Raw genomic sequence first — 21,733 nt, 5'->3', positions numbered from 1 at the left:
CTGGGGCGGAGCCCCAGGGGCCGGAACCAACCAACCCCCGTCACGGGTGGGTGGGTGGGCAAGCGCGTTGGGGGCTGGGGCGGAGCCCCAGGGGCCCCGGGGTCAGGGGTGCGGGGAGGTGGAGGGGTGGGCGGCCTCGTCGGCGGCACCCCCCGCCCCGACCAACCCCCGCCCCACAGACGAAAGCCGCGGCTCAAACCGCCGCATCTCCCGCTGCCCCACCCCCGCGATGACCCCCGGCAAATACCCCCGCACGGACTGCATCCCCCGCAACCACCACTGCGCGTACACATGCGAGGACCGCCGCTCGATCCCCGCGACGATCCGGTCGACGGCCGGCCCGAGCGGATACGTCCGGTTCGACGGCCACGGCAGCCGCGACCGCAGCTCGCGCATGACCTCGTCCTGGTCCGCCCCCCGCACCATGTCCGTGTCGGTCCACGACAGATACCCGACCCCGACCCGCACCCCCTTGTAGCCGACCTCCGCCCGCAGGCTGTGCGCGAACGCCTCGACCCCGGACTTGGAGGCGCAGTACGCCGTCATCATGGGCGCCGGGGTGATCGCCGCGAGCGAGGCGATCTGGAGGAAGTAGCCGCGCGACTCCATCAGTACGGGCAGGAAGGCGCGCGCCGTGACCGCCCCGCCGATGAGGTTGACCTCGATGACCCGGCGCCAGGCGGCGGGGTCGGAGTCGACGAACGGCCCGCCGGAGGCGACTCCCGCGTTGGCGACGACGAGGTCGACCTTCCCGAACCGCTCCTTGACCTCGACGGCGACCCGCGCCATCGCCTCGTGGTCGGTGACGTCCGCGTACCAGGACTCGGCCTCGGTGTGCAGCCGCGCTGCGACCCGCTTGAGTTCGTCGGGTTCGAGCCCGACGAGCGCGACCTTGGCGCCGCGCGCCGACAGCTTGCGGGCGAGGAGTTCGCCGACGCCCCGGGCCGCCCCCGTGACGACCGCGACCTGTCCTTCCAGACTGACCCTGCTCATACGGCACGCTCCTCGGCGTCGACTGCGTCGTTGGCGGCCGGGGCGGCAAGATGCTCGGCCACCAGCGCGCGGATCTTCTCGGTGATGAATTCGGGCGCCTCGACGGGCGTCATGTGCCCGACGCCCGTCAGGACGTCGAGCGAGCGGCAGTCGGGCAGCGCGGCCGCGATCCGCCGTGCGTGCACGGGCGGCGTGAGCCGGTCCACGCTCCCCACCACCACGGCGGTGGGCACCCTCAACTCCCGTATCAGTACCTTGACTTCGAGCTCGGCCAGCACATGGGACCAGGCCTGGCGCGCCCCCCTCGGGCAGGCGTGCACGATGCGGGCGCATGCCTCCACCCTGTCCGGCGCGGCCCCGGGCCCCATCGTCGCGTACCGCAGGATCTTCTTGGAGAGCGGAGTGACCGGCCCCAGCGGCGCGCCGGAACCAAGGACGCGCCGGGTGATCCCGGTCCGTACCCGGCCGGCCCGCAGCGGCAGCACCAGCGACTCGGCCACCAGCTGTCCGGCGCCGGTGCTGCACAGCAGGACGGCGGCGGCGTGTTCGCGCAGACCGGGCCGCCCGGCCGCGGCCATCAACGTCATGCCGCCCATGGAGTGGCCGACGAGCACGGCCCGTTCGCCCGGCGCGAGCGTCGCGGCGAGCACCGCTTCGAGGTCGTCGGCGAGCGCCTCGGTGGAGCAGACCTCGGCGGCTGGCGTACGCCCGTGTCCGCGCTGGTCGTAGGCGATGACCCGGCACGGTCCGGCGAGCGCCCGGATCTGCGCCGCCCAGAACGCGGTCGAGCAGGTCCAGCCGTGCGCCAGGACGACGGCGGGCGCGCCCTGCGGCCCGTGCACCTCGACGTGCAGGGTGGTGCCGTCGGCGGAGCGGGCCCGCACCTCGCGCGTGGCGACGGGCGGCGACGCGTACGGCCCCTCCCGCCAGGACCGAACCCCCGCCCTCGCCCCTGCTCCCACCGCTGCTCCTGCTCCTGCTCCTGCTCCTGCTCCTGCTCCTGCTCCTGCTCCTGCTCCAGCCTGACTCATGCGGACACCGCCTCTTGCTCTCCAGCCGCGTCGCGCACGGCCTCCGACTCGGCTTTCAACTCGGCCGCGGACCCGACCGAAGACCCGGCCTCGGCCGCCCGGGCCCGTACGACCTCGTACTCGCCGAGGTCCACCTCCCGCGTCGCACGCCGGAACTCCCCTGTGGTGCCCGGCCAGACGGTGGTGTTGCGGCCCTGGGCGTCGAGGTACCAGCTGGTGCAGCCGCCGGTGTTCCACACGGTCCGCTTCATGCGTTCCTGCACCCGCCGGTTCCAGGCGCCGACGGCGGAGGGCCGGGGGGTGAGCGCGACCCGGCCGCCCAGGACGTTCAACTGCCGCAGGTAGTCGGCCAGATAGTTCAGCTGGGACTCGATCATCAGGATCATGGAGGAGTTCCCGAGGCCGGTGTTGGGCCCGATGATGGTCATCCAGTTGGGGAACCCGGCGGCGGTCGCGCCGCGCAGCGACTGCATGCCGTCCTTCCACGACTCGGCGAGCGTGTGCCCCTCGGCGCCGACGACACGGTCGGCGATCGGCATGTCGGTGACGTGGAACCCGGTGCCGAAGATGATCGCGTCGACCTCGCTCTCGGTGCCGTCGGCCGCCACCACGGTGGAGCCGCGCACCTCGGTGAGCCCGGAGGCGACGACATCGACGTTGTCCTTCGCGAGCGCCGGATAGTACGAGCTGGACAGCAGGATGCGCTTGCAGCCGATCCGGTAGTCGGGCGTCAGCTTGGCGCGCAGGGCCGGGTCCTTGATCGCGCGGGCCATGTTCGCCTTGGCGACGGACTCGACGAGACCGAGCTCATTGGGCCGCTTGGTGAACGCGCTGACCTGCAACTCCCTAATCCCCCACAGGAGTCCGCGCCGGGCGGCCCCGGTGAGGGGCACCTGGCGGTGCAGCCAGCGTTCGGCACCGCTGATCGCGCGGTCCATGCGCGGCATGACCCAGGGCGGCGTCCGCTGGAAGAGGGTGAGGCGCGCGACCTCGGGCTGGACGGCGGGCACGATCTGGATCGCCGAGGCACCGGTGCCGACCATGGCGACGCGCTTGCCGCGCAGGTCGTAGTCGTGGTCCCAGCGGGCGGAGTGGAACACCTTGCCGGGGAAGGTGTCGAGCCCGGGTATCTCCGGCGTCTTGGGGTCGGAGAGGGGGCCCGTGGCGGAGACGACGACGTCCGCGGTCAGGGTCGTGCCGTTCGCGACCTCGATCTTCCACCGGAGCCGCTCGGCGTCCCAGCGCATCATCGTCACCTCGTGGTCGAGGCGGATGTGCGGGCGCAGCCGGAAGGTGTCGGCGACGTGGTCGAGGTAGGCGCGGATGTGTTCCTGGCCGGAGAAGGTGCGGGGCCAGTCGGGGTTGGGCGCGAAGGAGAAGGAGTACAGGTGCGAGGGCACGTCGCAGGCGCACCCCGGGTAGCTGTTGTCGCGCCAGGTGCCGCCGACGGAGCCGGCCCGTTCCAGGACGACGAAGTCGGTGATCCCCTCGCGGCGCAGCCGGACCGCCGCCCCGAGGCCGCCGAACCCCGACCCGATCACCGCCACACGTACATGCTCGTGCTGGGCCATGCCACCGCCTCCACGGTCGGTCCCACGATGTTGCCAGCAATCACTGGCATTGTTGGGAGAGTAGAGCAGTCACATACCGAGCGGTAGGGGTTCGGGCGGGGAAAGTTACCGCCGGTACAACCCGCCGGGCACCGCATAGGCTGAGCCGGTGGCAGAAGACGAGGCAAGTGAGGGTGCGCGCGGGGACCGCACGGCCAAGGGACGGACGGGCGAGGGACGCAAGGCCGAGGGGCGTACGACCGAGGGGCGTACGCACCCCGCTCCGGGGCAGGCGCGGGAGTACCGCGTGGCGGAGCTGGCCCGGAAGGCCGGCATCACCGAACGCACCCTGCGCTTCTACCGCGAGCGCGGACTGATCCCGCCGCCGCGCCGCGAGGGCCGCATCGCCTGGTACGACGACCACCACCTGGCCCGGCTGCGGACGATCTCGGCGCTCCTGGAGCGCGGCCACACCCTGTCCGGCATCGCCGACCTGACGTCGGCCTTCGAGTCGGGCCGCGACGCGGGCGAGGCGCTCGGCCTGGTCGAGCCCACCGAGGAGACGCCCGTACGCCTGACTCCGGAGGCGCTGGCGGACCACTTCGCGGGCGAGGTCACCCCGGAGAACCTGGCGGCCGCCCTGGAGCTGGGCTACGTCACGGTGTCGGGCGAGGAGATCGTCCACATCAGCCGCCGCCTCCTGGAGGTCTCGGCGTCCCTGGTCCGCGAGGGCGTCCCGCTGGCCGATGTGCTGGCCGCCGGCCGCGAGGTCCGCGAACACGCCGACGCCCTGGCCGCCCTCTTCGCCGACGTCCTGCGCACCCACACCGCCCTGAAGGACGCCGACCGCCTGCGCCCGCTGGCCAAGGCGGTGGTGGACGCGGAACTGTCCCTGGCCCTGGACCGACGGCTGACTCAGGAGCCCTGACGCCCGCGGGCCGACAAGGCCGACAAGGCCGACAAGGCCAGGAAGGCCCACGAGGCCTAGAGGTCGTACACCACCGTCACCGGCGCGTGGTCGCTCCACCGCTCGCCGTGCGTCGCGGCCCGCTCGACGAACCCCTTGACGGCGCGCTCGGCGAGGCGCGGGGTGGTGACCTGGTAGTCGATGCGCCAGCCCGTGTCGTTGTCGAAGGCGCGACCGCGATAGGACCACCACGAGTACGGGCCCTCGACCCCCGGGTGCAGGGCGCGCATGACGTCGACGTACCCCCCGTCGGCGGCGTCGAAGACCCGTGTCATCCACTCCCGCTCCTCGGACAGGAAGCCGGAGTTCTTCTTGTTGCCCTTCCAGTTCTTGAGGTCGGCCTCCTGGTGGGCGATGTTCCAGTCGCCGCAGACCACGACCTCGCGCCCGTCGGCGGCGGCCCGCTCCTTGAGCCCCTTGAGGTACTCCAGGAACTCCGCCATGAAGCGGATCTTCTCGTCCTGCCGCTCGGTGCCGACCTCGCCGGACGGCAGATAGAGGGAGGCCACGGTGACGCCGGGCAGGTCCGCCTCGACGTAACGGCCCGAGCCGTCGAACTCCTCGCTCCCGAACCCGATCCGCACCCGGTCCGGCTCGCGCCGGGTGAGCAGGGACACACCGGCCCGGCCCTTGGCGGCGGCCGGGGCGTGCACGGCGAACCAGCCCTCGGGCGCCCCGGCCTCGGCGGGCAGCTGGTGCGGTTCGGCCCGCACTTCTTGCAGGCAGATCACGTCGGCCCCGGTGCCCCCGAGCCACTCCACGAAGCCCTTCTTGGCGGCGGCCCGCAGCCCGTTTACATTCACAGAGGTAACAGTGAGCATCCCGGCACCCTACCGACCCGGGCGCCACCCGCCACACGCATAGAAGTACGATATCCCGCATGATTATCCGTCGCCTCGGTTACGACCACCCCGACGCCGTCAAACTCAACGACCAGGTCCAGCTCGAATACGCCGAGCGGTACGGGGACGAGGGCGATGTCACACCCCTGGACGCCTCGATGTTCATACCCCCGCGCGGCCTCTATCTGCTCGCCTACGACGCCGAGGAGCGCCCGGTGGCCACCGGCGGCTGGCGCGGCCAGGACGCCAACGAGGAGAACTACCGCGACGGCGACGCCGAGTTGAAGCGCATGTACGTGGTCCCCGAGGCGCGGGGCCTCGGCCTTGCCCGGCGCATCCTGGCGATGCTGGAAGCCGACGCCCGCGCGGCCGGCCGCACCCGCATGGTCCTGGAGACCGGCACCAAACAGCCCGAGGCCATCACCCTGTACACCTCGGCCGGTTACGAGCCCTGCGACAAGTTCGGCCACTACCGCACCTACGACAACAGCCGCTGCTTCGCCAAGCCGCTCCAGGACTCCTGAAGAGCTCCTGAGGGACTCCTGAGGAATTCCTGACGACCCGACACGCCCCGACACACGCCCCGGACGCACGGGAAGAGCCCCAGTCGGATTTCTCCGACTGGGGCTCTTCCCTGTTGTGGACCTGAGGGGATTCGAACCCCTGACCCCCTCGATGCGAACGAGGTGCGCTACCGGACTGCGCCACAGGCCCTTGCAACGAGTGAAACCTTAGCACCCGGAAGGGAGTGGTTGGAAATCCGTTCCTCCCAGGTCAGCGTGAGAGGCGTCATTCGTTGGCGGCCCGGGGGCGGTCGTCGTCCGCGTACTGGTCGAAGAGCGGGGTGCGGTGGCGACTTGAGCCCGAGCGCTGTCTGGGGGGCGGGTCGGCGGTGGGCGGGGGCGGGGTGGGGTCGGCCGTCGAGGAGCGGGCCGAGGACCAGGTGTCCGGGGCGCCCAGGTCGATGCTGCCGGTGGCGCGCGGGGCGACCGGAGCGGTGACGTAGGTGGGCAGCGGGACCGGCACCGGATCCCAGCTGGCACCGCGCGCGGGACCGCGCTCGCGCTGCTGGTCGACCCACTCCTGGTGGTCGGTCTGCTCGACCAGCGCGCGCCGCCCGGCCTCCTGGGGGGAGAGCGCGGGGGCGGGCGCGGGCTCGGGCACGGGGTCGGGGTGGTGGGAGTCCGTCTCGTCGTCGCTCTCGATGCCCGGCGCGGTCGCCCGCGCGCGCGGCCGGCTCTCACGCAGGCGCTGGGCGGCGAACTCCGCGCGACGGCGGTCCATGGTGAAGGCGAAGCGCCTTCGCTCCTGGTTCCGCAGATGCACGATGTACGCGCTCAGCAGGGCGGCCGGAACGGCCGGCGCCCACAGGAAGCCGAGCCCGCCGACCGCCGCCACGACCGCGCCGAGCGTGAAGGCGAGGAAGAGGACGACCGTGGTGCGCCGGCGCCTGGCGAGCACCGCGCTGCGCTGCGCGCGCCGGGCGCGCTCGGCCGATGCGGTGGTGGAGGGGCGCGGGCGTTCAGGGCGTTCGGGGCGCGACTGGGGGCGCGCCGGGCGCGGGGAACGGGCCGGGGGCACCGTGACGTCCGGGGCGCCGACGGACTCCCCCGCCGTGGCGAGGGGTTCGGTCGGGGCGTCCGGAGGGGTCCCGGGTTCCGCCTGGGGCTCCGCCTCCTCGATGGCCCGCTGACGCAGCTCCTTGGCGTACCGGCGCTCCATGGCCGACCGTCCGGACAGCAGCCGGATGGCGGTGCTGAAGCGTTCCGTCGGACGGGCCTCATTGAGCTCGTCCTGCCTGCGGAGCCACATCGGCACCAAGTAGGCGGCCCAGGCCCCGACGATGACTGCGTAGATGAGGCCGCTGCTGCTCACACACCACACCGTAGAGGCCGGGGCGCGCGGGGATACGCCAATTGAGCCGGTGTGTCGCACGATCTGGCTGATATCACCGGCTTTTTTTGTGATTTCTCAGATCGTTCGACGAAAGGACGGGACCGGATCCCGATAGAATTCGAACATTTATCTTATTTACCGTGGTGGGACTGGCGCGCCCGCCGCCACCGGGCGAGCAGACCGTCGGGAACCTCCTCGGCGGTCAGCGCGTACACCAGATGGTCGCGCCAGGCGCCGTCGATGTGGAGATAGCGCGGGCGCAGCCCCTCCTCGCGGAAACCGAGCTTTTCCACCACCCGGCGGCTCGGCCCGTTCTCGGGGCGAATGCACACCTCCATGCGGTGCAGGCCGACCGCGCGGAAGCAGTGGTCGACGGCGAGCGCGACGGCCGTCGGCATCACGCCCCGGCCCGCCACCTCCCGGTCCACCCAGTACCCCACATGGCCCGAGCACATGGAGCCCCAGGTGATCCCGGCGACCGTCAACTGGCCGACCAGACGGCCCTGGTACTCGATGACGAACGGCAGCATGCGGCCCGCGTTGGCCTCGGCCCGCAGGTGGCGGACCATCTGGCGGTAGGTGGGGCGCTGGGCGAACGGCGCGCCGGGCGCGGGCGGCGGGATCGTCGCCTCCCAGGGCCGCAGCCACTCCCGGTTGCGCCGGTTGACGTCGCGCCAGGCCCGTTGGTCGCGCAGCTTTATGGGCCGCAGGACCACATCGCCCTCCGCGAGCTCGACCGGCCAGGAAGGAACGTTCAGCTCGGGCTCCCCGCGGGTCTGGGGTGGTCGCCGCCGCGGATCTGGTCCACGGCGTGCCGCAGGATCCGCTCCAGGACGGCGAGTCCGTCGCGTACGCCGCCGGCGGAGCCCGGCAGATTGACGATCAGGGTGGTGCCGGCCACCCCGGCCAGACCCCGCGAGAGGGCGGCGGTGGGGACCTTGGCCAGGCCCTCGGCGCGGATCGCCTCGGGGATGCCGGGCACGTCGTAGGTGAGGACGGCGCGGGTGACCTCGGGGGTGCGGTCGGTGGGCGAGAGGCCGGTGCCACCGGTGGTGACGATCACGTCGTACCCGGCGGCCGCCCCGGCGCGCAGCGCCTGCCCGACGGGGTCGCCGTCGGGCACCACGAGCGGCCCGTCCACGGTGAAGCCCATCGAGGCGAGGCCCTCGGCCAGAAGCGGCCCGCCGGTGTCCGCGTACACCCCGGCGGCGGCCCGGTTGGAGGCCGTGACGACGAGCGCCGCGTACGGCGCGAGCAGGGCCGCGCCGAGCCCTTCGCCGCCGCCCGGGAAGGGGAACGCCGCCTGCGGTCCCGGCCTCGACGGCGCCGCGGAGCCGGGCTGAGGGGGCGTCACGCTCCGGCCCCCGCGGGCCGGTTCCAGTGGCCGGACTTGCCGCCGGTCTTCTCCTCGACCCGTACGTCGGTGATCACGGCCGCCTTGTCGACGGCCTTCACCATGTCGACGACGGTGAGAGCGGCCACCGACACCGCGGTCAGCGCCTCCATCTCGACGCCCGTGCGGTCGGTGGTCTTGACCGTCGCGAGGATCTCCACCGCCTCGTCGGTGACCGACAGGTCCAGCTTCACGCCGGAGACCGCGAGCGGGTGACACAGCGGGATGAGGTCGGGGGTGCGCTTGGCGCCCATGATCCCGGCGATGCGGGCGGTGGCCAGCGCGTCGCCCTTGGGCACGCCCTCGCCGCGCAGGAGCTCCACCACACGCGGCGAGACGAGCACGCGGCCGCTCGCGCGGGCGGTGCGTGCGGTGACGTCCTTCTCGGACACGTCGACCATGCGGGCCGCGCCCGCCTCGTCGAGGTGCGTGAGCCTGCTGTGCGTCGTACTCATTCGGTGGCGCTCCCGGTACGGCTTCTGTGGGCAGACACCGTACCCCCACCGGCCGTCACTCAGCCGAGCAGGATCACGTCCACCTCGCTGTCGGGCTCCGCCGAGGTGGTCTCCTCGGGGATCACGATGAGGCAGTCGGCGAGCGCGAGCGCCGCGATCAGATGCGATCCCGCGCCGCCGACGGGGCTGACGGTGCCCGCATCGGCGTCGTGGCGGCCGCGCAGGAACTGGCGCCGGTCCGCGGGCGAGCTCAGCGCCTTGCCGCTCTTGAGGACGGCGCGCACGGTGGGCCGGTGGACGTCGTCGAGGCCCATCAGGGTGCGGATCGCGGGGCGCACGAACAGCTCGAAGGAGACGTAGGAGGACACCGGGTTGCCGGGCAGCGCGAGGAGCGGGGTGTGATCGGGGCCGATCGAGCCGAAGCCCTGGGGCTTGCCCGGCTGCATCTTCAGCTTGCGGAAGTCGACGCCGCTGCCCGGCTGGTCCTGGTCGCCGGAGAAGGACAGCGCCTCCTTGACGACGTCGTACGCGCCGACGCTGACCCCGCCGGTGGTGACCAGCAGGTCGGCGCGGATCAGCTGGTCCTCGATGGTGTCGCGCAGCACCGCCGCGTCGTCGGTGACGGCGCCGACGCGATAGGCGATGGCCCCCGCGTCCCGGGCGGCGGCGGCCAGCGCGAAGCTGTTGGAGTCATAGATCTGACCCTCCCTCAACTCCTCGCCGGGCTGGATCAGTTCACTCCCCGTGGACAGCACCACCACGCGCGGACGCGGCCGCACCTTGACGGTGCCGCGCCCGATGGCGGCGAGCAGCCCGATCTGGGGCGGGCCGAGCACGGTGCCGGCGCGCAGGGCGAGGTCGCCGACCTGGACGTCGCTGCCGCGCGCGCGGACGTGGGCGCGGGCGTCGGCGGCGCGGTGCACCCGCACCTGGCCGCTCGCCCCTTCGGGGGCGTCTCCCGCCGGGCGCATGGTGGTGGCGGCGCCCTGGCCGGCCCCGCCGTCGGTCCACTCCACGGGGACGACGGCCTCGGCGCCGGGGGGCAGCGGGGCGCCGGTCATGATCCGGGCGGCCTGGCCGGGGCCCACGGTGGGCAGTGCGTCGCTGCCCGCGGCGACGTCACCGATGACGGTGAGCACCGCGGGGAACTCCTCGCTGGCGCCCGCGACATCGGCGACGCGCACCGCGTATCCGTCCATCGAGCTGTTGTCGAAGGGCGGCAGGGCCATGGCCACCGTGACGTCCTCGACGAGGACGCAGCCCTGGGCGTCGGGCAGTTGCAGGTCGATGGGTTCGAGCGGCCTGACCGCGGCGAGGATGTCGTCCAGGTGCTCGTCGACCGACCAGATCGTGTTGCTCACGCGTCCTACATCTCCTCGGTGACGTACCGGCGAAGCCAGGCCTTGAAGTCGGGGCCCAGGTCTTCACGTTCGCACGCCAGTCTGACAATGGCGCGCAGGTAGTCTCCGCGGTCACCGGTGTCATAGCGACGGCCCTTGAAGACGACGCCGTGCACCGGGCCGCCGATCGACTCGTCGGCGGCCATCTGCTGGAGGGCGTCGGTGAGCTGGATCTCGCCGCCCCGGCCGGGCCGGGTGGTGCGCAGCACGTCGAAGACGGCCGGGTCCAGGACGTAGCGGCCGATGACCGCGAGGTTGGAGGGCGCCTCGGCCGGCTCGGGCTTCTCGACGAGCCCGGTGACCCGCACGACATCACTCTCGGCGGTGGTTTCGACGGCCGCGCAGCCGTAGAGGTGGATCTGCTCCGGATCGACCTCCATGAGCGCGATCACGCTGCCGCCCTCGTGCTCCTGGGTCTCCACCATCCGCGAGAGCAACGGGTCGCGGGCGTCGATCAGGTCGTCGCCGAGGAGCACCGCGAAGGGCTCGCGGCCCACGTGCGGGGCGGCGCACAGCACCGCGTGGCCCAGGCCCCGCGGGTCCCCCTGGCGTACGTAGTGCATGGTGGCCAGGTCGCTGGACTCCTGCACCTTGGCGAGCCGGTCCGCGTCGCCCTTGCGGGTCAGCGCCGACTCCAGCTCGTAGTTGCGGTCGAAGTGGTCCTCCAGGGGACGCTTGTTGCGACCGGTCACCATGAGGACGTCCGACAGGCCCGCCGCCACCGCCTCCTCCACCACGTACTGGATGGCCGGCTTGTCCACCACCGGCAGCATTTCCTTCGGGGTGGCCTTCGTAGCCGGAAGGAACCGGGTGCCGAGCCCGGCCGCGGGGATGACAGCCTTGGTGATCCGTGGGGGCGACTGAGTCATGCGGGCACCCTATCCGCTGGGTATGTGCGGATGATTGTTCTCCGGTGAATTCGCTCTCTTACCCGTGCATTTGAGGGGATTACAGACAGACCGTGAGTCATCAGATGTCCGAAAAGGCCCTCTTGCGGCGGGGGCTTCTCGACGCCAGGAAGCAGCTCACCGACGACGAACTGCGCGCGGCGTCCCTGGCGCTGGCCGACCGGGCGCTGGCCCTGCCCGAACTCGCGACGGCCGGCACGGTGGCCGCCTACCTGTCGGTGGGCAGCGAGCCCGGCACCCGCGCCCTGGTCCACTCCCTGCACGCCCGGGGCGTACGGGTTCTGCTGCCGGTGCTGCTGCCGGACAACGACCTGGACTGGGCCCCCTATGTGAGCCCCGAGCGACTGGTTCCGGCCGGGCGCGGACTGCTGGAACCCGACGGTGCGCGCCTGGGCCCGCACGCCGTGACGGCCGCCGACGCGGTGCTGCTGCCGGGTCTCGCCGTGGACGCGCGCGGTATGCGGCTCGGCCGCGGCGGCGGCTCCTACGACCGGGTGCTCGCCCGCATCCAGGCGTCGGGGGCGGACCCCTTCCTGGTGGTGCTCCTGTACGCGAACGAGGTGGTCGCGCGGGTCCCGGAGGAACCGCACGACCACCCCGTGAAAGCCGTCGTCACCCCCTACGGGGTGACGCGCTTCGCCGTGTGAGGCCCGGCCTAGGGCGTCAGCTTGAGGGTGTCGACGGTCGAGCCGTCCACCGCCCGGCCGCTGAACGACCAGTCGAGGAGCTCGCCCTTGGCCCACTTCTCGGTCTGGTCCGAGTAGTGCGCGCTGTAGGCGTGGCCCGAAGCACCGGTGAGGTTGATCCACTTGGACTTGTCGAAGTCCTTGAGGTTGACGACCATCCGCATCGAGGGCACCCAGGTGACGCCGTAGTCACCGCTCGCCGCGTTCCAGCCGGTGGCGTCGACGGCGGCCTCGCCACCGCCGAGGTTCCACGGGCCGCGGTTGAGGACGTACTGCAAGAAGCCGGGGCCCTCGGTGCCGAGGGTCTGGTTCTTCAGCATCAGCTGGTGCAGCCGGCCCCACGTCCAGCTCGTGGTGTCCTTGCCGAGCTTGGCGGTCAGCTCCCAGCGGGCGTCCTTCATGGCCCGCGCCAGCAGCTGGTCACGGGTGGTGGTGGCCTTGTCCAGACGCGTCCCCGGCGCCTTCCACCAGGTGTTGTTCTGGTCGTTGAAGATCTTGCGCACGACCTCGAACCAGCGGTCGCCGCCGTCGGGCTGCGCCGAGTCGCCGTCGCGCTCGCCGCACTCCCAGACCTTCTGGTCGGGGTCGTCGACCGGGCCGGTGCCGGCCGGCGGCGTCACGTACAGGCACTCGCCCTTGGGCCGCAGCTCCTTGGGCAGCTTGTTGCCGAAGGCCAGCTTCAGGACGTTGCGCCATACCGCGTTGAAGTAGGCGGCGGCCGCCGAGTCGTTCTCCTGGGTGTAGTCCCAGCCCTCCAGGAGCTTCTGCGCCTCGCGCACCGACGGGTCGGGCACGTCGATCTTCAGCAGGGCGGGCGTCAGCAGCGCGGCGATCTCGCTGCTGTTGTCCATCTGCATCTTCTGCATGTCCTCGGTGGAGATCTTCCCGCCGCCCTTGGTCTTCGACTCGATGAGGTCGTTGATCCGCTGGCTGCGGGTGCCGTAGCCCCAGTCCTTGGTGAGCAGGTACGGGTACTTCTTCTCGTCGATCACGGCCTGGTTGGCGGTGACGATGAAGCCGCGCTTGGGGTTGTACTCGTAGGGCAGCGCGTCGAAGGGGATGGCGCCCTTCTTCCACGTGTACTTCGAGTCCCAGCCGGGGGCGGGCAGGGTGCCGTCGACGCCGTCGGCGCGCACCGGGATCCTCCCCGGGGCCTGGTAGCCGATGTTGCCCTTGGTGTCGGCGTAGACGAGGTTCTGCGAGGGGACCTCGAAGTCCTTGGCGGCGGCCCGGAAGGACTTGAAGTCGCTTGCCTTGTCGAGCGCGAAGACGGCGTCCATGGACTTGCCGGGTTCCAGCGCCGTCCACTTCAGGGCGACCGCGTAACCGGCGCCCCGGTCGGGGGCCGCGGTGTCGACGGGGGCCTTCTGGCCGACCTTCGCCATCTCGTCGTCGCGGTCGGAGACCAGGGGCCCGTTGTTGGTCTCGCGGATCGTGATGGTCTTGTTGGGGCCGCCGGCCACCTTGATGAGCTCCTCGCGGGTGGCGAGGGGCTTCTCCTGGTTGTCGTAGAGGTAGCTGGACCCGGAGATCTTCTCCAGGTACAGGTCCGTCACGTCGGCGCCGAGGTTGGTGAACCCCCAGGAGACGTCCTGGTTGTGGCCGATGATCACGCCGGGCATGCCGGAGAAGGTGTAGCCCGCCATGTCGTAGGAGCACGTGCTGGAGAGCGTCCGGCAGTGCAGGCCCATCTGGTACCAGAGCGAGGGCATCATCGGCGCCAGGTGCGGGTCGTTGGCGAGCAGCGGCATCCCGGTCGTCGTGTACTTGCCCGACACCACCCAGGAGTTGGAGCCGATGCCGCTGCCATTGGGGCCGAGCAGTGAGGGGATCTTGTCGAGGGTGTCGGAGAGCGCCGAGAGCTGGCTCTGCATCCCCTGAAGGGCGTCCTGAGCGCTGCCCGAGGCCCCGTCGGAGGCCGTGGCCGCGCGCTGGGGGTCGAACTTGCCGGTCGCCTTGTTGTACGAGCCCTGGTCGACGATGGGGCGGTGGGTGGCGGAGGGATACGCCGGGTACAGGTCCTTGATCTGCTGCGGGTTGAGCCGGCTCGTCATCAGGGAGCGGTCGATCTCGTCCTGCATGTTGCCCCGCAGGTCCCAGGCCATCGCCTTGAGCCAGGCCACCGAGTCGACGGGCGACCAGGACTCCGGCGCGTAGTCGTTGGTGAAGCCGAGCGCCGCGTACTCGACGGAGATGTCCTTGCCGTCCTTGCCCTTGAGGTACGCGTTCACCCCCGCCGAGTACGCCTGGAGGTACTTCTTCGTGGGGGGCGACAGCCGGCTGTCGTACTCCTGCTGCGCGACCTTGCGCCAGCCCAGGGTGCGCAGGAAGGCGTCGGTGTCGACCTGGCCGCTGCCGAACATCTCCGAGAGCCGGCCCGAGGTCAGATGGCGGCGGACGTCCATCTCCCAGAAGCGGTCCTGGGCCTGGACATAGCCCTGGGCCATGAAGAGGTCCGCGTCGCTGCCGGCGTAGATCTGCGGGACGCCGTAGTCGTCGCGCTTGACCTCGACCTCGCCCGTGAGGCCGGGGAGCTTGAGGGTGCCGGTGGTCTGCGGGAAGGAGGCGCGCACGGTACTCACTCCCCAGTACGCGCCGTAGGCGACGCCCGCGACCAGCGCCAGCACCAGGACGAGGACGAACAGCCTGAGGCGGCGTCCCCTCTTCCTGCTCGTCTTGCCGGCCGTCGTACCGGCGGAAGGGGCGGTTGTGGTGGCGGGCATCGCTGTCCTTCGAGGGGCAGGGTGGTCCAGGAGTGCTGGGAGCAACCATAGGCGCAGCCGCTGACGGGCCCTGACGCGGTGTCCGCGTTCGCCCGTGGGGGCCTCGCGCGCCCGGCCCCGCGCGTAAAGAACGCGTCAAAGATTAGGTAAGGTAACGAAGTACCTTGGGGTGCCGAAACCTTTCGCTCGGTTGCCCGAAGGGCCCCGGGATGCGCACCAGGCATCTGGGGATGCACGATTTTCATGGGGTGCCCGGCGGCACCTGAGGGGAAGGATCGGCCACTGACTGTCCACCAGCTCAACGAACTCCTGCTCATCTGCTCGCTCGTCCTGCTCATCGCCGTCGCGGCGGTGCGCATCTCCTCCCGCAGCGGGCTCCCCAGCCTGCTCCTGTATCTCGGCATCGGTGTCGCGATCGGGCAGGACGGCATCTTCAACGTCACGTTCAACGACGCCGAACTGACGCAGGTGATCGGCTATGCCGCACTGGTGGTGATCCTGGCCGAGGGCGGCCTGGGCACCAAGTGGAAGGAGATCAGGCCGGCTCTGCCGGCGGCCGTGATGCTGTCGCTCGTCGGCGTCGCGGTGAGCGTGGGCGTCACCGCGGCCGGCGCGCACTATCTGGTGGGCCTGGAGTGGCGGCAGGCACTGATCATCGGCGCGGTGGTGTCGTCCACGGATGCCGCAGCCGTCTTCTCCGTGCTGCGCAAGGTGCCGCTGCCCTCGCGCATCACCGGCGTCCTGGAGGCCGAGTCCGGCTTCAACGACGCCCCCGTGGTGATCCTGGTCGTCGCCTTCTCCACACCGGGGCCCGTCGACTCCTGGTACCTGCTGGTCGGCAAGATAGCCCTGGAGCTGGCCATCGGCGCCTCCATCGGGCTCGCGGTGGGCTGGCTCGGCTCCTACGGACTCCGCCATGTGGCCCTGCCCGCCTCCGGCCTCTACCCGATCGCGGTGATGGCGATCGCCGTGTCCGCCTACGCGGCCGGCGCGATGGCCCACGGTTCCGGCTTCCTCGCGGTCTACCTCGCCGCCGTGATGCTCGGCAACGCCAAACTGCCGCACTGGCCGGCCACCCGGGGCTTCGCGGACGGCCTCGGCTGGATCGCCCAGATCGGCATGTTCGTCCTGCTGGGCCTCCTGGTCACCCCGCACAACCTGGCCGCGGACTTCTGGCCGGCCGTCATCATCGGGCTGGTCCTGACGATGGTGGCGCGACCGCTGGAAGTACTGCTCAGCCTGCTGCCGTTCCGCCTGCCCTGGCAGGAGAAGGCCCTGATGTCGTGGGCGGGGCTGCGCGGCGCCGTGCCGATCATCCTCGCCACCATCCCCATGGTCTCCGGGATCGACGGCAGCGAGCGGGTCTTCAACATCGTCTTCATCCTGGTCGTCGTCTACACCCTGGTCCAAGGTCCGACGCTGCCGTGGCTGGCCCGCAAGCTCCAGCTCTCCGACTCCGACGAGGCGGCCGACCTCGGCGTCGAATCGGCGCCCCTGGAGCGGCTGCGCGGCCACCTCCTGTCCGTGGCGATCCCGCCCACCTCGCGCATGCACGGCGTCGAGGTGCACGAGCTGAGGCTGCCGCCCGGCGCCGCCGTCACCCTGGTGGTGCGCGACGGCACCAGCTTCGTGCCCGGGCCCACCACGGTGCTGCGCCACGGGGACGAACTCCTGGTGGTCGCCACCGATCCGGTGCGCGACGCGGCCGAGTCCCGGCTGCGCGCGGTCAGCCAGGGCGGCAAGCTCGCCGGCTGGCTGGGTACGGGCGGCACGAGCCGACCCGCCCAGAAGGTGAAGCCCAGGCGAACATCACATTGAGCGGCGTCACCCCTCGTCACACCGTATGACGGCCGCATAAACACAGGACGAAACTTGGCACTCCGTGCGGAATCACAGGCACGGAGTGCCAAGACTCTGTATCATGAAGGCACACCACTGATCGACCAACTCTGCCTGACGCAGAGCTGGCGCGACCGTATGGCGGTCGGGAGCTCCCCGCAGTAGCCCCCGGCATCTACCGCAGTTCCGCGCAAGAGGACAGCTCTCGGCAACGCCCGCACCCACAGACCTGTGCATGGGGCGCGCTACCAGGCGGCAGAAAGGCAAGGGGCCGTGGCATCCACGGTCACTTCTGACAAGCGGCCCGGTTACGGGCAGCTTCTGCGCACACCCGGCGCACTGTCCTTCCTCCTGCCCGGCTTCGCCGCCCGGCAGCCCTTCGCGATGCTCACCATCGGCATCCTGCTCCTCGTCCAGCACACCACCGGCTCCTACGGCGGCGCCGGCGCCGTGGCCGCCTTCACCGGCGTGTCCATGGCCCTGTTCGCCCCGCAGAGCGGCAAGCTCGCCGACCGCTTCGGGCAGCGCGCCGTGCTGGTGCCCGGTGTCCTGGTCCACGCGGCCTCGGTGTCGGTGCTGACGGCGCTCGCGCTGGCCGGCGCGCCCCTGTGGGCGCTGTTCATCGCCGCCGTGCCCACCGGCGCCTCCGTCCCCCAGGTCGGCCCCATGGTGCGGGCCCGCTGGGCCCACAAGCTGGACGGCTCGCCCCTGATGGCGACCGCCGCCGCCTTCGAGTCCGTGACCGACGAGTTCACCTTCGTCATCGGCCCGGTCCTCGCCACCGCCCTGTGCACCGGCGTGCACCCGGCGGCCGGCCTGATCGCCGAAGCGTCGCTGACCCTGATCGGCGGCCTTCTGTTCGCCGCCCGCCGCACCACCCAGCCGCCGGTGCGCAGCGCCGCCGAACTGGAGCAGTCCGAGCACACCTCCGCGCTGTCCATCCCGGGCGTACGCGTCCTGGCGATGGCCTTCCTCGGCATCGGCGCGGTCTTCGGCGGCATGCAGGTGTCGCTCACCGCCTTCGCGGAAGAGATCGGCAACCCCGGCATCAACGGCGTCCTCTACGGCGTTTTCGCCGCCGGAAACATGCTGGCGGGCATCGCCTGCGGCGCCATCGCCTGGAAGTCCGCGCCCCGCACCCGGCTGATCGCCGGATACGCCGCGCTGACCCTGGCGGCCTCCGGACTGTGGGCGGCGCACTCGGCCCTGCTGCTCGGCGGCCTCGGCCTGATCGTCGGCCTGTGCATCGCGCCCGCCCTGATCACCGGCTACACCCTGGTGGAGTCGCTGGTCCCCTCGACCTCCCGCACCGAGGCGTTCACCTGGCTGACGGGCGCCGTCGCGCTCGGCCAGGCCGCCGCCGTCACGGTCGCCGGACGCCTGACCGACGCCCACGGTTCGACCGCCGGTTTCCTGGTGCCGCTGGGGGGCACCGCGCTGGCCCTGGTGACGCTGCTCGCGCTGCGCTCGCGGCTCAGCCCCCGCCCGGCGGCACGTACCGTGGCGCGTGGCGTCGGTCACCGTGTTCCCGTCACGGTGGACTGATCCCGGGGAATACGTCACTATGGACCGTCGTTAGCACTCATCGAGTGAGAGTGCCAGGAGGAAGACAAGTGCCGACCTACCAGTACCAGTGCACCGAGTGCGGCGAGGGCCTCGAGGCGGTGCAGAAGTTCACCGACGACGCCCTGACCGTATGCCCGAACTGCGACGGACGCCTGAAGAAGGTGTTCTCGGCGGTCGGCATCGTTTTCAAGGGCTCCGGCTTCTACCGCAACGACAGCCGCGGATCGTCGTCGAGCAGTTCGCCCGCGTCGACGTCGCCGTCGACTCCGAAGTCGTCCACGGCCTCGGAGTCCAAGCCGGCCGCCTCGACGTCGAGCTCCGGCTCGTCCTCGTCGAGCGCCGGCACGGCCGCCTGACACAGCCTCGCGCAGAGCCCCCGCCGTACCACGGCGGGGGCTTTCGCATGGGCGCGCACGGTGGGACGGCCGGGGCTCTCGCCGGGCGCCCACGGTTAGTGTGACCGCCATGGTTAACGCAGAGATCGGCGTCATCGGCGGCTCGGGGTTCTACTCGTTCCTCGAGGACGTCACCGAGGTCCAGGTGGACACCCCCTACGGCTCCCCCAGCGATTCGCTCTTCCTCGGCGAGCTCGCCGGCCGGCGGGTCGCCTTCCTGCCCCGCCACGGCCGCGGCCACCACCTGCCCCCGCACCGCATCAACTACCGCGCCAACCTGTGGGCGCTGCGGTCGGTGGGGGTGCGCCAGGTGCTCGGCCCGTGCGCGGTGGGCGGCCTGCGCGAGGAGTACGGGCCGGGCACGCTGCTCGTCCCCGACCAGCTGGTGGACCGTACGAAGGCACGCGCCCAGACCTACTTCGACGGGCTGCCCCTGCCCGACGGCACCATCCCCAACGTCGTGCACACCACGTTCGCCGACCCGTACTGCCCCAACGGGCGCAAGGTCGCCCTGGCCGCGGCCGACGGGAGGGGCTGGCAGGCCGTGGACGGCGGCACGATGGTCGTCATCGAGGGCCCCCGCTTCTCCACCCGCGCCGAGTCGCGGTGGCACGCGGCGATGGGCGGATCGGTGGTCGGCATGACCGGGCACCCCGAGGCCGTACTCGCCCGCGAACTCGGCCTCTGCTACACCTCGTTGACCCTGGTCACCGATTTGGACGCGGGTGCCGAGACCGGCGAGGGCGTCTCGCACACCGAGGTCCTGAAGGTGTTCGGCGAGAACGTGGCGCGCCTTCGCGAGGTTCTTTTCGACGCGGTCGGGGCCCTTCCCGCCGCCGAGGACCGCGACTGCCTGTGCGGTCACGCGCACGACGGCTGGGAGCTGGGGATCGAACTGCCGTAAGGGCGAGGGGGATGCGGCTCGGTGCCGGACGAGAGGCCGAACACCCCTTCCGGGTGAGCGAGTTGTCCACAACCGGGCCGTCCTCCACAGGCCCCGGCGAAATCCCGCGCGGCAGGGGATCGTGAGGAGCGTCCGAGCAGCACAGGCACTCCACGATCGGTAGTGGTCACCATGTCCGCACACCCCGCCGCACCTTCGGTTTCCCCCGCTCCCCGCCCCCTTCCCTACCTGCCTCCCGTGCCCGCGCCCGAGCCGGGCGGGGTGCCGTTCTTCCCCCCGCTGCGGGTGCGCGGCGGGCGGCACGGGCTGCGCCGTTCGATGCGCAGGCGACGGCGGGCGGTGGCGGCGGGGCTCGCCGTCACGGCCGCCGCCCTCGCCGTCTCCAGCCCGCGGGCGGCCGAGCGCACCCACCCGGCCACGCCTCCCGCACCCCACGAACAAGCACCCGCCCGGGAGCCCGCGCTGGTGTCGGCGCCGGTACGGATCGCCGACGCGGAAACCGTACGACTGCTGAGGCCGGGCGACCGGGTGGATGTGATCGCGTCCGCCAACTCGGCGACGGCCGGGGCCGGTGAGGCCCGCGTGCTGGCAACGGGCGTCCGGGTCAAGGGAGTTCCGCCACCGCGCGACGCCTCGCCGGAGGCGGGGGCGCTGATCGTCCTCGCCGTGCCGCGGGAAACCGCTCGTGCGCTGGTCGGCGCGGGTTCCTCGTCCCGGCTGGCGGTGACCCTGTGCTGATTCGCACGCAGGGACGGTCAAGTCATCAATTCGCGTACCCGGATTGGACAGCACGTCCCCGTCCTGTCCAAGGTGGCGCAGGAGTTCGCTCCGTCCCCTGCACATGCGAAGAAAGGCTCATTGGTGAGCGTGGAGAAGACAGGTGTGATGGCCGGCTTCAAGGCCTTCTTGATGCGCGGGAATGTGATCGACCTGGCCGTCGCCGTGGTGATCGGCGCCGCGTTCACCAACATCGTGAACTCGGTCGTGAAGGGCGTGATCAACCCGCTGGTCGGCGCGTTCGGCACGAAGGACCTGGAGAGCTACAGCTCCTGCCTCAAGGGTCCCTGCACCGCCGACTCGGGCATCCAGATCCTCTGGGGCGGGGTGCTCAGCGCCCTGCTGAGCTTCCTCATCACCGCGGCCGTCGTGTACTTCCTGATGGTGCTGCCCATGGCCAAGATCCTGGCGAGGCGGGCCGCGCACGACAAGGCCAAGGAGGGGGTGCGCGAGACGATGGAGGTCAGCGAGCTGGAGGTACTCAAGGAGATCCGCGACCTCCTGATCACCCAGCGCGGCCCGGGCACCGCCTCCGGACCGGGCATGGGCTCGGGACCGGGCATGGGCTCGGGTCCCGGCGCCGGCTCGGGTTCGGGCTCCGGCCCCGCGGGGTTCTAGCGCCGTCGCGTACGGCTCAGATGTGGTGGGGCGGCTTCTCGTCGAGGAAGCGGGCCAGATCCGCGGCGCTGCCGGCGGACGCGGGGCGCTCCCCCCACCCGCGATCGGTGTCGTCGGCCGACTGCTGGTCCAGCGGATCGTCGAAGACCAGCCTCGGCTTCGCCTTGGCAGCGGGCTTGACCTGCCCCTCGGCCCGTTCCTGGGCCTGCCCCTCGGCCTGCCCGTCGGCCGGCTCCTCGGCCTGCTTGTTGGGCGCTGATTCCGACTCGTGCGGTCCGGGGGTGCGGGCGGTGCTCATGGTTCCAGGGTACGGCCGCGGGCGGGCGCTCAAGCGGCGCGGGCGGGGGGGCTCAGCGGTCCTTGGGGTCCAGTGCCCACAGACCCAGGACCACGAGGAACGACAGACACAGGAACCCGGCGCCCCACCAGGCGGTGCCGGTGTTGCCCCGCATCCACTCGTTGACCACCACCGTCAGACCCCACAGCTGGCCGATGACCACGGTGATGGCGAGGGTGAGGCGGGCCGTCAGCTTCGAGGAACGCTCCGGCTCCTGCTCGGTGCCGGCACCCGGCCCCGGCCCGGTGTGCCGGGTACGGGGATCCCCGTACCCGCTGGTCGCCCGGATCTGCGGATAGCGCTCATGGACCGGCCGGTTGAGCCGGGGCTGGACGGATCCGGGGGTGTAGACGGGCCGCGAGCCACCCGCGAAACCCTCTCCCGAACCGACGCTCCCGCCCGCTCCGGAAGCGCGGTCGCGGCCGGGAATGCCATCACGTCCGGGAAAGCCGT

The 21,733-nt window shown here is 71.6% G+C and carries 22 protein-coding genes and 1 tRNA gene; 9 read left to right on the top strand and 14 right to left on the bottom strand.

Going from position 1 to position 21,733, the window contains the following annotated elements; translation table 11 throughout:
- Window positions 1-102: 102 nt before the first annotated feature.
- The 3 genes from DWB77_RS22270 to DWB77_RS22260 form a co-directional block, all read right to left on the bottom strand.
- On the bottom strand, window positions 103-993 hold the full coding sequence (locus tag DWB77_RS22270) for an SDR family oxidoreductase (protein WP_120722926.1): 891 nt from the start codon (window positions 991-993) through the stop codon (window positions 103-105).
- Window positions 990-1,955, bottom strand: a complete 966-nt coding sequence (locus DWB77_RS22265) for an alpha/beta fold hydrolase (protein WP_246033605.1) — start codon at window positions 1,953-1,955, stop codon at window positions 990-992. The genes DWB77_RS22270 and DWB77_RS22265 overlap by 4 nt, the downstream gene beginning before the upstream one ends.
- Before the next feature lie 65 nt (window positions 1,956-2,020).
- Window positions 2,021-3,595: a flavin-containing monooxygenase gene (locus tag DWB77_RS22260; protein ID WP_120722924.1), complete on the bottom strand. Its 1,575-nt coding sequence runs from the start codon at window positions 3,593-3,595 to the stop codon at window positions 2,021-2,023.
- A gap of 286 nt (window positions 3,596-3,881) precedes the next feature.
- Here DWB77_RS22260 and DWB77_RS22255 point away from each other — a divergent pair, with 286 nt between their 5' ends.
- Window positions 3,882-4,502 carry a MerR family transcriptional regulator gene (locus DWB77_RS22255; RefSeq protein ID WP_246033903.1) on the top strand — a complete coding sequence of 207 codons (621 nt, stop codon included), beginning with the start codon at window positions 3,882-3,884 and terminating at the stop codon, window positions 4,500-4,502.
- A gap of 56 nt (window positions 4,503-4,558) precedes the next feature.
- Here the strand turns inward: DWB77_RS22255 and DWB77_RS22250 are convergent, their stop codons facing one another.
- The gene (locus DWB77_RS22250) at window positions 4,559-5,362 is read right to left on the bottom strand and encodes an exodeoxyribonuclease III (RefSeq protein WP_120722922.1); all 804 of its coding nucleotides are present in this window, start codon (window positions 5,360-5,362) and stop codon (window positions 4,559-4,561) included.
- Between the two features lie 59 nt (window positions 5,363-5,421).
- On the opposite strand from DWB77_RS22250, the gene DWB77_RS22245 reads away from it, so the two are divergent.
- Complete coding sequence (locus DWB77_RS22245) at window positions 5,422-5,907, top strand: GNAT family N-acetyltransferase (protein ID WP_120722921.1); 486 nt, start codon at window positions 5,422-5,424, stop codon at window positions 5,905-5,907.
- Between the two features lie 116 nt (window positions 5,908-6,023).
- On the opposite strand, the gene DWB77_RS22240 is transcribed toward DWB77_RS22245, so the two are convergent.
- From DWB77_RS22240 to galU, 7 genes are all read right to left on the bottom strand, one after another.
- Window positions 6,024-6,097: transfer RNA gene (locus DWB77_RS22240), tRNA-Ala, on the bottom strand.
- Between the two features lie 75 nt (window positions 6,098-6,172).
- Window positions 6,173-7,258 (bottom strand): divisome protein SepX/GlpR, encoded by a 1,086-nt coding sequence (sepX, locus tag DWB77_RS22235; protein WP_120722920.1) that lies wholly within the window; start codon window positions 7,256-7,258, stop codon window positions 6,173-6,175.
- Between the two features lie 152 nt (window positions 7,259-7,410).
- Window positions 7,411-8,037 carry a GNAT family N-acetyltransferase gene (locus DWB77_RS22230; protein ID WP_120722919.1) on the bottom strand — a complete coding sequence of 209 codons (627 nt, stop codon included), beginning with the start codon at window positions 8,035-8,037 and terminating at the stop codon, window positions 7,411-7,413.
- Window positions 8,034-8,633 (bottom strand): MogA/MoaB family molybdenum cofactor biosynthesis protein, encoded by a 600-nt coding sequence (locus DWB77_RS22225; protein WP_120722918.1) that lies wholly within the window; start codon window positions 8,631-8,633, stop codon window positions 8,034-8,036. Before DWB77_RS22225 ends, DWB77_RS22230 begins: the two co-directional genes overlap by 4 nt.
- A complete protein-coding gene (gene moaC, locus DWB77_RS22220) occupies window positions 8,630-9,127 on the bottom strand; it encodes a cyclic pyranopterin monophosphate synthase MoaC (RefSeq protein WP_120722917.1) in 498 nt (165 codons plus the stop codon). The genes DWB77_RS22225 and moaC overlap by 4 nt, the downstream gene beginning before the upstream one ends.
- Before the next feature lie 59 nt (window positions 9,128-9,186).
- A complete protein-coding gene (gene glp, locus DWB77_RS22215; RefSeq protein ID WP_120722916.1) occupies window positions 9,187-10,488 on the bottom strand; it encodes a molybdotransferase-like divisome protein Glp in 1,302 nt (433 codons plus the stop codon).
- Window positions 10,489-10,493: 5 nt separating this feature from the next.
- Complete coding sequence (galU, locus tag DWB77_RS22210) at window positions 10,494-11,396, bottom strand: UTP--glucose-1-phosphate uridylyltransferase GalU (protein WP_120722915.1); 903 nt, start codon at window positions 11,394-11,396, stop codon at window positions 10,494-10,496.
- 104 nt (window positions 11,397-11,500) lie between these two features.
- Here galU and DWB77_RS22205 point away from each other — a divergent pair, with 104 nt between their 5' ends.
- The gene (locus tag DWB77_RS22205; RefSeq protein ID WP_120722914.1) at window positions 11,501-12,082 is read left to right on the top strand and encodes a 5-formyltetrahydrofolate cyclo-ligase; all 582 of its coding nucleotides are present in this window, start codon (window positions 11,501-11,503) and stop codon (window positions 12,080-12,082) included.
- A gap of 8 nt (window positions 12,083-12,090) precedes the next feature.
- On the opposite strand, the gene DWB77_RS22200 is transcribed toward DWB77_RS22205, so the two are convergent.
- Window positions 12,091-14,844, bottom strand: a complete 2,754-nt coding sequence (locus DWB77_RS22200; protein WP_120722913.1) for a penicillin acylase family protein — start codon at window positions 14,842-14,844, stop codon at window positions 12,091-12,093.
- Window positions 14,845-15,087: 243 nt separating this feature from the next.
- On the opposite strand from DWB77_RS22200, the gene DWB77_RS22195 reads away from it, so the two are divergent.
- From DWB77_RS22195 to mscL, 6 genes are all read left to right on the top strand, one after another.
- A complete protein-coding gene (locus DWB77_RS22195; protein ID WP_120722912.1) occupies window positions 15,088-16,662 on the top strand; it encodes a potassium/proton antiporter in 1,575 nt (524 codons plus the stop codon).
- Window positions 16,663-16,956: 294 nt separating this feature from the next.
- Entirely contained in the window at window positions 16,957-18,228 is a 1,272-nt protein-coding gene (locus DWB77_RS22190) for an MFS transporter (protein ID WP_120722911.1), read from the top strand.
- 68 nt (window positions 18,229-18,296) lie between these two features.
- Entirely contained in the window at window positions 18,297-18,605 is a 309-nt protein-coding gene (locus tag DWB77_RS22185) for an FmdB family zinc ribbon protein (protein WP_120722910.1), read from the top strand.
- A gap of 109 nt (window positions 18,606-18,714) precedes the next feature.
- A complete protein-coding gene (locus DWB77_RS22180; protein ID WP_120722909.1) occupies window positions 18,715-19,548 on the top strand; it encodes an S-methyl-5'-thioadenosine phosphorylase in 834 nt (277 codons plus the stop codon).
- Between the two features lie 237 nt (window positions 19,549-19,785).
- Window positions 19,786-20,286 (top strand): RcpC/CpaB family pilus assembly protein, encoded by a 501-nt coding sequence (locus tag DWB77_RS22175; protein ID WP_342777989.1) that lies wholly within the window; start codon window positions 19,786-19,788, stop codon window positions 20,284-20,286.
- A gap of 147 nt (window positions 20,287-20,433) precedes the next feature.
- On the top strand, window positions 20,434-20,943 hold the full coding sequence (gene mscL, locus DWB77_RS22170; RefSeq protein WP_428985195.1) for a large conductance mechanosensitive channel protein MscL: 510 nt from the start codon (window positions 20,434-20,436) through the stop codon (window positions 20,941-20,943).
- Between the two features lie 16 nt (window positions 20,944-20,959).
- Here the strand turns inward: mscL and DWB77_RS22165 are convergent, their stop codons facing one another.
- Together DWB77_RS22165 and DWB77_RS22160 are read right to left on the bottom strand one after the other, a co-directional pair.
- Window positions 20,960-21,241 carry a hypothetical protein gene (locus DWB77_RS22165; protein WP_120722907.1) on the bottom strand — a complete coding sequence of 94 codons (282 nt, stop codon included), beginning with the start codon at window positions 21,239-21,241 and terminating at the stop codon, window positions 20,960-20,962.
- 52 nt (window positions 21,242-21,293) lie between these two features.
- Complete coding sequence (locus DWB77_RS22160) at window positions 21,294-21,710, bottom strand: hypothetical protein (RefSeq protein ID WP_428985194.1); 417 nt, start codon at window positions 21,708-21,710, stop codon at window positions 21,294-21,296.
- Window positions 21,711-21,733 lie beyond the last annotated feature (23 nt).

The sequence above is a fragment of the Streptomyces hundungensis genome (assembly GCF_003627815.1).
Lineage (GTDB): Bacteria > Actinomycetota > Actinomycetes > Streptomycetales > Streptomycetaceae > Streptomyces > Streptomyces hundungensis_A.
This window is presented reverse-complemented; position numbering and strand designations above follow the sequence as displayed.

What these genes read in the sequence shown, in the direction of transcription:
- DWB77_RS22270 (WP_120722926.1), bottom strand. Translation starts at nt 993, where the DNA reads ATGAGCAGGGTCAGTCTGGAAGGACAGGTCGCGGTCGTCACGGGGGCG.
- DWB77_RS22260 (WP_120722924.1), bottom strand. Translation starts at nt 3,595, where the DNA reads ATGGCCCAGCACGAGCATGTACGTGTGGCGGTGATCGGGTCGGGGTTC.
- DWB77_RS22250 (WP_120722922.1), bottom strand. Translation starts at nt 5,362, where the DNA reads ATGCTCACTGTTACCTCTGTGAATGTAAACGGGCTGCGGGCCGCCGCC.
- DWB77_RS22245 (WP_120722921.1), top strand. Translation starts at nt 5,422, where the DNA reads ATGATTATCCGTCGCCTCGGTTACGACCACCCCGACGCCGTCAAACTC.
- moaC (WP_120722917.1), bottom strand. Translation starts at nt 9,127, where the DNA reads ATGAGTACGACGCACAGCAGGCTCACGCACCTCGACGAGGCGGGCGCG.
- galU (WP_120722915.1), bottom strand. Translation starts at nt 11,396, where the DNA reads ATGACTCAGTCGCCCCCACGGATCACCAAGGCTGTCATCCCCGCGGCC.
- DWB77_RS22205 (WP_120722914.1), top strand. Translation starts at nt 11,501, where the DNA reads ATGTCCGAAAAGGCCCTCTTGCGGCGGGGGCTTCTCGACGCCAGGAAG.
- DWB77_RS22200 (WP_120722913.1), bottom strand. Translation starts at nt 14,844, where the DNA reads ATGCCCGCCACCACAACCGCCCCTTCCGCCGGTACGACGGCCGGCAAG.
- DWB77_RS22195 (WP_120722912.1), top strand. Translation starts at nt 15,088, where the DNA reads ATGGGGTGCCCGGCGGCACCTGAGGGGAAGGATCGGCCACTGACTGTC.
- DWB77_RS22180 (WP_120722909.1), top strand. Translation starts at nt 18,715, where the DNA reads ATGGTTAACGCAGAGATCGGCGTCATCGGCGGCTCGGGGTTCTACTCG.
- mscL (WP_428985195.1), top strand. Translation starts at nt 20,434, where the DNA reads ATGGCCGGCTTCAAGGCCTTCTTGATGCGCGGGAATGTGATCGACCTG.
- DWB77_RS22165 (WP_120722907.1), bottom strand. Translation starts at nt 21,241, where the DNA reads ATGAGCACCGCCCGCACCCCCGGACCGCACGAGTCGGAATCAGCGCCC.